Below are 12,584 nucleotides of genomic sequence, written 5' to 3' on the forward strand. Positions count from 1 at the left end.
CTTAAGGCAACATCCTGGAATATCATTTTAGGGGGTGGTCCAAATGATAAAAACCGAGCTCAACAAATTGCAAAGGAACTCAATACTGCCAGGGTAATGGATGTCTGTGGTCAACCTCTCATGGTAAATGCTGGCATCATATCGAAGGCAGGGCTCATGGTAACTTCTGATACAGGTCCCATGCATATAGGGTTTGCCATGAGTACTCCGATTGTAGCTCTATTTGGAACAATTTCGCCTTTGGGTTCAGGGCCCTATGACATTCCGGATCATTTATTCAGGGTCATTACAATTGATCCAGAAAGTGATGATTATGTCGAAGAGCAAGACCCGGGAGATTTATATTTTAGATGTATTACGGTTGATCAGGTTTGGGAAAAGGTAGAAGAAATGTTGGCAGAAAAAACTAGCCTGTAGTGTGCGACGGGTACACTTCAGTGACTGCTGAGAGAATATCTTCTACTGTGATGAGACTTTTACACTCGGGTTTGCCGTTCCAACACTCTTCTTTTCTTGTCTGCAGGTTGCAAGGACGGCATTCTATTTCTTTGGATATGATGGTTGTATTTTTTCCTGGAGGCCGCCAAATTTCCGGGTTTGTCCATCCAAACATACCTACGACAGGCACACCAAGAGCAGACGCGAAATGCATATAACCCCCATCATGGCATACCACAAATCTGGCTTTCTGGGTTATTGCCCCTAGCGTGTCCAGGTCTGTACTGAAAAACGAATAGGGCGCTTTATTTATTTCGCATGTTACTTCATCAATCAAGTGTTCCTGGCCCGGCCCGCAAGTCAATAAAATTTTCATATGGTATTGTGAATATATTTTGTCTGCGAGTTGGGCGAATTTTTCAGGTTCCCAGCGGTCATAAGGCCTTGCCCCTGGATGTATAATGCAGAAAGGCTCATCTGCGGCTATGCCATGCTCTTGTAAAAGTTCATTGGCTTTGATGTTTGCAGTTTCTGATATGTGAACGGATGGGGCGACTTCCTCAAATTCCACCCCCATTTTTTTTATTAATGCAACTTGATAATCAATAGGTTGCTTGGGATGCAGGTCCCTAAACTCAAGCTTTACATTGTATAGAAAAGATCGTTTGGCAAATTTGTGACCAACTCGGTAGGGCGCCTGGGTGACAAAGCACATGACGCCCCCCCTTGTTCCTTCATGCATATCTATCACAACATCATAGTGTGTAGAAAAAAGCTCGTAATAAAACTTGAGTTGATGTAGAAAGGATTTTTTCTCAAAACATAAGACACGATCAATGTCGGGGTGGTTGCGAACTACATCAACGGAAAAATGCTCCACCAATACCGTTAGATGACAATCAGGAAAACTTCTTTTTAAAGGAGAATATACTGCTGTGTTGTAAACCACATCTCCAAGGGATCGCAGTTTGATAATAAGAAACTTAGGATTTTTAGGTAATTTTTCACGAGGAAAACTAAGCAAGATAAAACTAAACTCCATTCAAAAGGCGAGAAAAGTTCAAGCCAATGGTTAAACATTTTGATTATAGACTATATTCCCTTGATCGTAAAACTAGATCAGTGTGGATTGAAAGCTGTTTGAATATTAAGTGGTTTTTATAACTTCTCAATGGTTTTCTCTATCAATTTCAGCAATTTCCTTTCCATAACCTTAATATCAAAGAGCTCCACACATCTTTTTCTTGCCCGAATACCTTTTTCAGTGGCCTCCAGAGGTTGATCGAGCACATGTTGAATAGCACGGGCTAGACCGTCAGAATCACCTGGCTCAACGAGATATCCATTTCCTCCCAGTACTTCCGGAATATCAGATACACGGGTAGTGATTACTGGCTTTGCCATTGCCATGGCATCAAACAGCTTGGCCGGGATTTGCCCCTGTGTATCCGTGGTGTCTCTTTGGGGGACTACCAGAATGTCAGCTGCGGAGAGATACTTTGGCAAATCATTAAACGATGTTTTGGGCAGGACTACGATTTTTTCCTGTCTTGGATTGAATGAGGGTTCAGCTCCAATAAATACAAGTCTAAGATCTGAATGGTTTAAACTCTCAAATGCCTTGATAAGATCATCAATTCCTTTATGTGCCCGGGGTGTGCCCATGAACATAATCACTCGGTTATTTTCCAGTCCCAGTGATTTTTTAACCTTCTGCGAGTCAAAATTTTCGGGATTTAAAATAGATGTGTCACGGCAATGATGTATCAGGCAGCCAGAAAAACGGTTTTGCAAAAACTTGTTACTGACAATGATAGAATCGGCAAAACCAACGAGTTTTTCCATGAGCCAGGTATAAGGCAATCCATTAGGATTGGAAAAATTCATAAAACGGCCTACACTCCCCCAAAAACCAGAGTGATAATAGAACCCTGCTTCCCAATCATCAATGTCCAGTATGACAGGTTTTCGGGAAGACCATTTTTTCAATAAAGCTATTCCAAAACTTGTCGGCCGCAATTTGCAGGCAATATAAATATCTGCATCCATATCCCGAAGCATTTTACGGATGGTAGAGATAAAGAATGGATAGCGTCTCCAGGGATAGATCTCAATATGAATATCAACATCACGCATGGGGTACCAAGTGGCCCCATTTTTTGATACTCCAATGATTTTTACGTCATGATGAGATGAAAGAGCACTTGCTAGTAAGGCGGCCCTTCCCAGGGAATTATTTGAGATGTCAAAACAGAGCAGGCAGATTTTCACATTTATATCTTAATATAGATTGATAGGAGGTATCATGTTGTTGGCTCAGGATTGTTGGAATAGTAGTTGTCAGTTAAGAAACAGAAATGCTGTCAGAGTTTATTTCAGGTATTTTCCCGAAAGAGAATACGCACAATGTGGTGAACCCTATTTAATTAATGGCCAGTAACAGGTTTCATGTTTGAAAATAGAAAGAAAACAAAATTATTTTTTGAGATTATCATGGTTGCTTTATTTCTTCTATTTAATTATTGTGATGAATCAGTATGGCAGGATTCGTTGGTATGGAGTGGAAGATATTTTACAGCTAAAAATCTGCAATATCTTTAATATCCTAAAGAGATTCTCGGTGTTTGGTCTGTGCGGGCAAATACTTTTCTTTTTCATAGTCTACCTTCATTTTAATCAACACTGATTAATGTTGACCTCCCTCCAAAACCTTTTAAATAAGAAGACAAATAATCAATTGGTATTCCTCTGGTTGATTGTGTGTTTCTTTGCCTTGTCGTATAAGCTGGGAGAGGTCCCTCCTTATCATAGTGATGAAAACTACTATGTTGAATCCGTTCGTACCATGGTCGAATCAGGAGATTACCTCACTCCCATGTACCACGATGAAAAGAGGTTTGCTAAGCCTATCCTTTACTACTGGCTGATGTCTGTTTCTTACAAGATATTTGGTGTTAGTTTGGTTTCGGCCCGATTGACTTCCGTGTTTTTTGGGACCCTGACGATTGCTCTTCTTTATTTTCTTTCTAACCGATTGTTTGAAGAGCAGACAGCATTATACAGTGCTTTAATCCTGCCAGCCATGTATATGCATTTTCAGATTTCAAGATGGGCAACGACTGACATAGTGATGAATTTTTTTATTCTTTTGTCGATCTATTATTTTTTATGCTCATATAAAAATGACTTTAAAGGTAAGGCCGAAATCAGTCTGTTTTATCTTGCTGCGGCTATGGGCTTCATGACAAAGGGGCCCCCGGCAGTCATCATTCCCATTCTTACGGCAGTAATATTTTTGCTTATAACCGGACGAGGGGTCTGGTCAAAAATGCAAATTGGGAAGGGTCTTGTGATTTTAGCTTTGGTGATCCTTCCATGGTTTTCAATAATGTTTTTTCTTCATGGAGATGAGTTCAAGAATCATATTGTTGGAGCTGAGATCACCAACAGGCTTGTTCATGACACCCCATTCAGCCTCTACTTTTTTGGGGCGTTGTTTCGATATAATTTACCTTGGATATTGTTTTTTCTGGTAGTATTTTTCCACCAATCAGGTCTTCAAAGTTGTTTCATTAGGCCCGCTTCTGGGCTAAGTGGATATTTAAAGAATGTTTCCCATAGTATCAGTAATCATATAAAAGTTCTGTTCAGAAAGGTAAATGAACCCATATTATTTTGTTATATCTGGATTTTTGTATGCCTTGCTCTTTTCACAATTGTAAGGACAGAGCATAGTCGCTATATGTTGCCGGCCTCCCCGGCGGTTGCCATGATTGTTGCAAAGTTTTTTTCGGATTTAAGATATGCAGACTTGGGCAGGGCGGGCTATAAATTATCTTCTTTGGTCACAGCTGTAATATTTTTCGGGATCGCAATAACTTCAGGTGGGGCGCTGTATGTTCTTAACCAAATTTATGATATCCCATATGTATATTTCCTGTTGTCAGCGGTTTTCCTTGTGGCCGGTATTTGTATCATCAGGCTTGTTAAGAAGCGCCAGTATGGAAAACAGGTCTTCGTGATTTCCTTTTCTCTGGTTTTTGCATTCTCTTTTTTAAGTGGTGAGATTATTCCACATATTAACCGTTATCCAATGAAAAAGTTTTCCACGAAAATAATTGCGGAAAATAATTCGGCTTATGTAGCGGTGTATCAGTTGGGGAACCAAAGAGCAAGGCTTGGTGTGCTGACTGGGCAAAAGGTCTTCGGGCTTTCACAGCCAAATGAAGTTCAGAAATTTGTTGATACAGATGAGCAGGTTTTTATAGTTATGCGGGAAAAAAGTTTCAAGGAAAACTTTTCCAGCCTTCCTTTAAAGGTTTTAGAGCAAGATATTGCTTGGTTGAGGGGAGATTTTGATAGGAAAAAAATTGAAGGGTTTATCAGTAAAGGCGAGTCTGGAGAAATTTCAGAACTTACAGAAAAAATTTATTTATTGTCAAATAAGTAAAAATTTATTTGATTATAGGTGGTCGAATTTTTGAAAAATCGTAACTTATTTTGTCCTGGTTTATCATTGAAGTAAAAAATGCGTATTTGTCATTGGCTTCAATTAGATAAATTTTTTCAGGGTAAAGATTTATCAGCTTCTTGAGCTCGGGGGTGGACCCTAACCATGTCTTTGTTGGATTAGAGGATAGAATTTCTATTAACTGTTCAGGGTCGCGTATAACATTCGTTTCAATGTCACGATCAGAATAAAACCGCAATGCCAATCTGGGGTTTGATGCTGTGAGATAGTAGTTTCCTATTGTCTGATTTTCGGGGGTATTGAGGTTTATTGTGGCAGCCAATTCCCTGACTTCTTTACTGCTTTGCGCTAAAGTAACTTTGACCTGAAAAAAAGTCGCGTTAATAAATAGAATGGTTATAGCAACGACACTGACCATTATACCCATGGCATAATTTTTTTTGTCAGGGCCCAGCCAGTCAGAGATAGTTTTTGCGCATATGATGGCGAGAGCAGGAAAAATCATGAGCAAATAACGGAGTGTCTGGTTTTTACTCGAACTCATTATCAATAAAGTGATAACAGGCCAAAGGAAGAGCAATAAGGATACTTTGTCTCTCTCAATAAATCCGCGTTTCCCAAATTGTATTAGACCCCATAACGCAAAAGGAAGCCAGGGCCAGTAATTTCTCAAAAAGTCTTTTGTATATCCCAAAAAATAAAAGGGTTCTTTGGCTCCGCCAAAACTCCTGCCCATAATTATCCATCCGAAGTGACTGCCAATAAAGCCCTGGCCGAAGTGCTGCCAATTTATAATGTGCCAACTGAACCCTAAAAAAAGAGCTATTAGGCATCCCGCTATAAACCATGGATTTATGATTTCTTTCCATTGTTTGCTTAAAATGAAAAATGTTCCGACGATAACCAGGGGAAAGAGTCCAAGAACACTTTTTGACAGTATTGCTCCTGCGGTAGAGAGACCAAAGATTATATACCAGCGCTTGTTATCCCTGGTTTTTAAATAAGCATAAAATGATAGTGTGACAAAAAACGCCAGGGGAATATCGACCATTCCTCTACGGGAAGCATCGACAAATATCCCTGGAAAAAGTAAAACAAAAGCTGAGGCAAAACCGACCCAGTAATCTTTATAAAGCAATACACTCAATTTATACGTGATCAGAACGATTCCAGTTGCAAACAGGGCTGAAGAGAAAATCGCGGAATAACTGGATACCCCAAACATGCTGAATGCCAAAGCTGTAAACCAGAGAGGAAGGGGAGTGTTGTCAAAGGTCGGTGCTCCGGAAAAAGTGATGATCCAAAAGGATCCGGATTCTAAAATCTCCTTTGCCTTCTGGGCGTAATAGGCATCGTCAAAATTAGTGATGCCTGTGTCCAGTTGTCGGCCCAGGAATATTAAGAGCGAGGAAAAAATCAGAAATGAAACCTGAAACCTCTTGTCATTAAGAGTTGAATTCAAATTATATGTTTTGGGGGGTTAAAAATTGAAAGAGAAAGCCAGTGACGAATTCTGAAAAATAATTACTTCTGTTAAATTTATTTCAAATATTGGTTTATATGCTTTCGGTCATTATCGGTTAATCTTGGGCTGAACAAAAAACCAAAGGTTTCGAGTCGCCAAACCAGAATATCCAAGCCTTTGAGCATTTTGAACCAGTATATCATGGCGGAAAAAAAAGGTTTTTGTATCAATCCATTCTGGCAAAGGAAAAAATCCCACAATTGTTTTTTTGATTTTCGGATAAGAGGCCAGTTTCCTCTTGCCCTTATAATTTGGCAGAGCTTGAAAAAATTTTTAATGTTTTGCAACATGTTAATATTCTAAGGAAATGCATTTATGCGAAAGACTGTTCTAATAGCTTGAGGTTCTTGACAAACCTGACGGCATATAAATTTTATATCATCCTATTCATGAAGTAAATACTGCTTCGTTATACTTGTGATAGTCTTAAAGTTGATCTTTTAATATTATAATGTGTGTGGTTTTAGGTTGAATTACAACTTAATATCTTAGAAACAAAATCTATTTTTGCCATGAATACTGAATCTCTATACTCATTTTGCCTGGAAGCCTTGCGTCAGGATTCTGAACTGGTGCAAATGCACATGAAAGTGCTTGAAGAAATGGTGCGCATAGACAGCCGTAGTTTTGGTGTCAATGAGTTTGCGGGGGATAGAACCACTCCCAGTGATATGCATGAAATTCTGGAATGTGCTCGTGACTATCTATTGGGGATAGGTATGTCAAAAGTTAAAATAAATGATTCTCCCTCCAGCAGCTCCTTCCCGATTTTGATGGCTGAAAAGTTTGTGTCCGAATCGAAACCTACTGTTCTTTTTTATGCGCATCTTGATAAGCAACCTTATATGGATGATGAACGTTTTGAAAAGTGGGGCGGTATACCACCAACTCAATTGAGGTGGAATGAAGACCGTTCCAGGGCATATGGGCGTGGAGCCGCCGATGATTTGAGCGGAGTTGTTTCAATTGGTATGGCGATCGATGCCCTGTTCAAGTATTTAAGTGAAAAGCAACCGGCAGATAACTGGGAAGAATCACTTCCATGTAATATCAAGATAATCTATGAAACTGAGGAAGAAAGCGGTTCTCATAGCTTAATAGACCAGATTTGTGAAAATAAGGATTTTTTTAAGGGAGTTCACTGTGTTGTCATTACTGATGTGGTGAATCCAGCGCAAGGAAAGCCGGGTCTTACTACTTCCTTGCGAGGTGTTATCCAGATGGATGTGACATTGAAATCAGACGGTGTGCAACCAGATATCGATGAGCAAACAGCTCTTTACAAGTTAATCGCAACTTTAATAAGAACGGATCATTCTTTGCGAATTGAAAAGATAGCAAATATGGATCAGCCTGTTACGGATTTTGAACGGGAAGGGTATTCAAAGGTTCCGACTTCTGTGTTGGCTTTGAGAGAAAGCGCCGGTTTGCTTCCAGGTACACGGCTTACAGTTTCAGAAGATATTCCTTCAATGCTGATTGCACAATTGAGGACCTCGTTTGCAAATGCCCGACCGGGACACCGGGTTTCAGGAAGCGTGATTTTTGGAGCGGCTGGAGCACGACTGATATTTCCCGATATTAGTGATCCGGAAAAGTTTCAAAAACGTTTGAAAATTATACTTGCGGAACATAACCGTTTTAATCTGGAAATAAAAACAGATTTGATCAGTGAGAACCCATTAACAATTGATATTTTGCTACGTTCTGCTGAAAAAGACCCGCACTCAGGGGTCAATGGAGGTCCGGTTCCGATTCCAGAATTGCAATTGGCTTGCATGATAGATGAACTTATTTCCAATGAAGGTCACTGGCATCCAAGACTTGAAGAACTGCGAACCAAGAAAGTAAAAATGATGCAGGTCGAGTCACTAAAAGTTGATCACGATTTTTTAGTTCATCGATATGATGAAAAATCTGCAAGATCTCTGGTGGAAATAAGGTTGGCCCCTGGAAACAACGAATTGCAAGCTAATGAGGCCCTGAGGTCGTATCTTGAAGAGAATGTTTTACCTGGGTTTACTTTAGATATACTTGCTGACAAAGGAGCATCTCCCTGGATGACGGAAATCAAGCATCCGGTTTTCCCATTGATTCTGGATTCATTAGAAAAAGGCTTTGGTGAAAAAGCATGCCTCTATGGCTGTGGCGGTACGATTCCGTTTGTTGCGAAACTTATGCATGCTTTGGGAAATGTTCATCCACTGTGCCTGGGTGCTTATGACCCGGAGGCTAGAATGCATGAGCCTGGGGAAAGTTTGTCTATGCCTGATTTGTTAGGGTGCACGCGATCCATCATACTTTTTTTGTCCAGGGTTGATAAAATTTATAAATAACTCAATCAATGATGAACTTGTCTGTAAATTGTTAAGTTTATTACAGGGCTATTTTTCAATACCATTCTTTCCTTATGTGAGTTTGCAAAACTTTATAAATTTCAATTTGTTATAAGACCTAACAAAAATTAGGTAGATGTCTTGAAGGTGAAAGTTTTAAAGTTCATGACACCAATAATTTCATTTTCTATCATCAAAGGGATAGTCACACAGAACTTACAGGAAAAGAGAGGATTTTTTCTTCCTTGAAAATAACGTGAGATGGAAAAGTCCTGTTCAAAGATATATCTTCCTGAGGTGGTAGCTTCCCTCATGATAGGAGAATCATTTTGATATAGAGAGTATCCTTCCTTGATTTCTGGGTGATTGTGGCTGGCGAGGGTGAGTCTGCGCCGGTTTTTATCAAAAAGAAAAAATGTGAAATACTTCACAGATAAGATAAATGGGAGTTTTTCTACCATTACTTGGAAAATCTCCTCCAAGCTCAGTAGGTTGATGCTTTTCTGTAAATAAATAAGGTGGTCGAGCTTTTCGAGAGAATCACCAAGTAGGGAATTTTGTTTTTTAAGAATATTCCTGATGGTTTCTGCTTCCCGCCATCTCAATTTATCGTGTTCTAAGGAGTTCATGAGTTAGTTGAAAGTTTACATATTCTGAGAAACTCGTCCGTATTGGATTCCGCCAAATATTCGGCTATTTTTAATGGGAAGGTTATGTTTTCCTGTAAAATGGTCGTAAAATTTAATATAGCTGCTTTTATTATATTATTGACTAAGATGTTTTAAAAATAAGATTTTAGCCTGATTGGATCACTGGCGGCATCGCTCTGGGTCCAAGTTGGTATATTTTTTGCTTTTATATAGAAAAAATTTAAAACGTCAAAAACTATGACTATTTTTTTAAATTCTATCAGGCTCATTTTGTTTTTCCTGATCTCTTTTTCGAGTGTGTTGGGCGCAGGTGAAATGGCTTGGGCTCAGGAATTTGGGTTTGACTCCATTCAGCGTCGGCAGGTTTCTACTATAAAAATAGGACCACATCCTATCTATACCCGGATTCTTGTCAACATGACGGAATCGTCCTCTTATGAGGTTAAAGCAGATTTTGCCAAAAAGCGTATTGTGCTGATTATACCTGAGATGAATAAGGGTTCCCGGCTACGAAGCAGATCGTTTAATGATAAAAATCTTAAGGGGTATTCAGTTCGATCGATAGGTGAGGATTTACAAGTTACCTTCATGCTGAAAAACCCAAACACCCGTTTTTTTCATTCTGTAAATCCTCAAAAACCTCAAATTATATTGGACCTCAAGGGTGAGACTCGTTCTATTTTAAGAACTAGAATTGGTAAACCTGAACCGAGTTCCGGCATTGAAACAACCCTTGAAGAAGCGCCACTTCCCAAAAAAGCAAGACTAGTTGGCCATAGCCCAAAGGAAATCCGGGAAATTGTTGCCAAATCTCAGGAAGAAAAAGAAATAAACGGATTTGAGGATTACAAGAAGGCATTAACAGAATTCCAACAGGCAAAATACCCTAGTGCCGCAAAAATGCTTGGAGAATTTCAAAAAAATTACCCTGAAAGCAAATACCTCGACCACATATATTATTTAAAAGCAGAAGCAGAATTCCGCATTACTTTTAGGGAGTTGAATCCGGTCTTTGACAAGGCCTTGGCTTCTTACAAACTGGCTATCAGGGAATTCCCCAAATCAAAATTTTACGACCATGCTCTGCTTAAGGTGGCAACAATATTTGATGAAATCGGTTATAGCCTGGAGGCCCGTACCTTATACAATCAGGGACTCAAAGCCAACCCCAAAAGTCTATACAATGATGTCAGGAAAAACAGCCTGGCTGCCATGTTGGTTAAAGAAGGACGGTTGGAAGAGGCCTTTGAAGCATTTCAGAAAATATTAAGGAAGTCCCCAAAAAATATTGAGGCCAGGGCGGGAATTTTCGAGATTGCCAACAAGTTTTATCAGGAAAATGATTACCCACGTGCTTTAAAAATATTTGAGGCCGGAGCCAAACGTTGGCCGGGTGAACTTAACGAAAAACCAGAAATAAATTTTGCGTTGGCAGAGATTTATTTCTCTCAAAAGAATTATAAGAAGGCAAGAAAACATTTTTTCAACCTCTTGAATCTGGCCCCTGCTTCCAAAAATGCACATAAGGCTCTGAATAGAATTGGTGACTCTTTCATCGTTGAAGGACAGTATCAGAATGCCCTAGCAGTTTTTGATGAATCCGGTAAGAGGAAAGACAAAAAACTGGATGATAAGGGTAAACCCGTTTTGGATGAAGAAGGCAACGAAATCCTGGAAATAACGGAGAACACTCAATATGGAAGAATTCGAATGGCTGATATTGGTGTGCGCAAGCCTCGTTTAAAAATAAGGGATATTGTTTTTGATGTTGGCCCTTATTACAAGCCGTTCAAGACTTATGATAAAATTTTTGCCGAGGCTCAAAGCGTTGATATCCTGGCAGAAGTTACTTTGAGCAGAGGGGTTGCTTTTTTATTGGAGCAAAACTATCTCAAGGCAATAGATGAATTCAAAAAGCTTTTACCTTTGGGACCAGAATCAAGGTTTTTTCAAGAAGCCGATCGCTATATTCGGCAGGCACTGATTGCGCTGGTCGACAGGTTCGCCAAACAGGACGGAAACCTTCCTATTTTGTACTCCTACAGCGACTTTATCAGTCTCCCGGTTGGAGATGTTCGCAATGCCCAAACCCTCCTTCAGGTGGGAGAGGCTTATCAGGCTATCGGGATGTTTGCTGAAGCTGTCAAGTTCTACGAAAAAGTGAAAGAGCTGGATTCTCAAAAAACTTATCAGGATCGTGTTTTTTTAAATCTAGGACAAATTCACCTGGAAGACTCCAGTTATGACGAGGCTCTTATTGTTGGGAAGTCTTTTTTGAAAAATTATCCCCGGAGTAAATGGATAACAGATGCAATGAAGCTTATGGCAGATGCCTTAAAAGGTAAAGGTGACTTTTCCGGTGCCCTTAACGCCTATAATGATTTAATTCCTAAAGCTGAGGATGAGGCTGAAATATATTTTCTCATTGGAGAAACCTATTCGGATATGAATCAACTGGCAGATGCAGTGCAATCCTACAAAAAAGCCATTTCTAGCTATGACCGTGTAGAAAGGAAAATTCCAGAATATTTACAAAAGGCTTATTACAACCTGGGTATATCTTTATACAAATTGAGTCGTTTTGGCCCTGCTTTGGAGGCGTTGAAGTCAGCGAGGGAGCTATTCCCCGATAATTCACTCCGGGACTGGGCGGATTTTCTCATCATTGAAAGCCTTGAGAAGCTTGGCGATCCTTCAAAGATTACAGAAGGTTTAAACCGACTGGTAAAAACCGACAGCGCTGATGACCTGACCAGGAAGGCTGCGGAATCCAAGTCAAAAATCAGGGACTGGGAAAAACAATTAAAAGAAGGATGATTTTATTTTATAATGAGATCGTGTCTTTCGTTAAACCTGCCTCACACCCAGCCAAATAACCGAGAATGAGCAAGAACTCATTGTTACTGAAAGAAGCCCAATTAGAACTGTAAAACCGGTAACCTGCTTGGGCAATTTATCCATGAATGAAGTCGGCAAAGAGAAAAGCAAAGATATAGAAGCCCTCATTAAAAATATGGAGGTTTTTAATGAGGTTACAGAACAGCTTCAACGTTCCTATGATGATTTGCAGGTCAGGGTCAAACAACTTGATCTGGAATTGGAGAATAAAAACAGGGAGCTCCAGAAGAACCTTGCCGAAAAAGAGGAAGTTAAAAACTATTTGA

General features: G+C 39.7%; 9 protein-coding genes. 5 read left to right on the top strand and 4 right to left on the bottom strand.

The window, feature by feature from the left end; genetic code table 11:
* A partial coding sequence (locus F3741_12435) for a glycosyltransferase family 9 protein (protein ID MZG31584.1) occupies positions 1 to 417 on the top strand: 417 nt, incomplete at its 5' end.
* Here F3741_12435 and F3741_12440 read toward each other — a convergent pair.
* Both F3741_12440 and F3741_12445 read right to left on the bottom strand, forming a co-directional pair.
* The gene (locus F3741_12440; protein ID MZG31585.1) at positions 407 to 1,480 is read right to left on the bottom strand and encodes a glycosyltransferase family 9 protein; all 1,074 of its coding nucleotides are present in this window, start codon (positions 1,478 to 1,480) and stop codon (positions 407 to 409) included. The genes F3741_12435 and F3741_12440 overlap by 11 nt on opposite strands.
* 116 nt (positions 1,481 to 1,596) lie before the next feature.
* Positions 1,597 to 2,709 (bottom strand): glycosyltransferase family 4 protein, encoded by a 1,113-nt coding sequence (locus F3741_12445; protein ID MZG31586.1) that lies wholly within the window; start codon positions 2,707 to 2,709, stop codon positions 1,597 to 1,599.
* Between the two features lie 418 nt (positions 2,710 to 3,127).
* Between F3741_12445 and F3741_12450 the strand changes: the two genes are divergently transcribed.
* Positions 3,128 to 4,888, top strand: a complete 1,761-nt coding sequence (locus F3741_12450) for a glycosyltransferase family 39 protein (GenBank protein ID MZG31587.1) — start codon at positions 3,128 to 3,130, stop codon at positions 4,886 to 4,888.
* Positions 4,889 to 4,892: 4 nt separating this feature from the next.
* Here the strand turns inward: F3741_12450 and F3741_12455 are convergent, their stop codons facing one another.
* Positions 4,893 to 6,371: a glycosyltransferase family 39 protein gene (locus tag F3741_12455; GenBank protein ID MZG31588.1), complete on the bottom strand. Its 1,479-nt coding sequence runs from the start codon at positions 6,369 to 6,371 to the stop codon at positions 4,893 to 4,895.
* Positions 6,372 to 6,946: 575 nt separating this feature from the next.
* On the opposite strand from F3741_12455, the gene F3741_12460 reads away from it, so the two are divergent.
* Positions 6,947 to 8,770, top strand: a complete 1,824-nt coding sequence (locus tag F3741_12460; protein ID MZG31589.1) for a M20/M25/M40 family metallo-hydrolase — start codon at positions 6,947 to 6,949, stop codon at positions 8,768 to 8,770.
* A 128-nt stretch (positions 8,771 to 8,898) separates the two neighbouring features.
* On the opposite strand, the gene F3741_12465 is transcribed toward F3741_12460, so the two are convergent.
* On the bottom strand, positions 8,899 to 9,399 hold the full coding sequence (locus F3741_12465) for a hypothetical protein (GenBank protein ID MZG31590.1): 501 nt from the start codon (positions 9,397 to 9,399) through the stop codon (positions 8,899 to 8,901).
* Positions 9,400 to 9,657: 258 nt separating this feature from the next.
* On the opposite strand from F3741_12465, the gene F3741_12470 reads away from it, so the two are divergent.
* Both F3741_12470 and F3741_12475 read left to right on the top strand, forming a co-directional pair.
* Complete coding sequence (locus F3741_12470; protein ID MZG31591.1) at positions 9,658 to 12,237, top strand: tetratricopeptide repeat protein; 2,580 nt, start codon at positions 9,658 to 9,660, stop codon at positions 12,235 to 12,237.
* A gap of 142 nt (positions 12,238 to 12,379) precedes the next feature.
* The coding region (locus F3741_12475; GenBank protein MZG31592.1) for a hypothetical protein at positions 12,380 to 12,584 on the top strand (205 nt) is incomplete at its 3' end.

The organism is Nitrospinota bacterium, assembly GCA_009873635.1.
Lineage (GTDB): Bacteria > Nitrospinota > Nitrospinia > Nitrospinales > VA-1 > LS-NOB.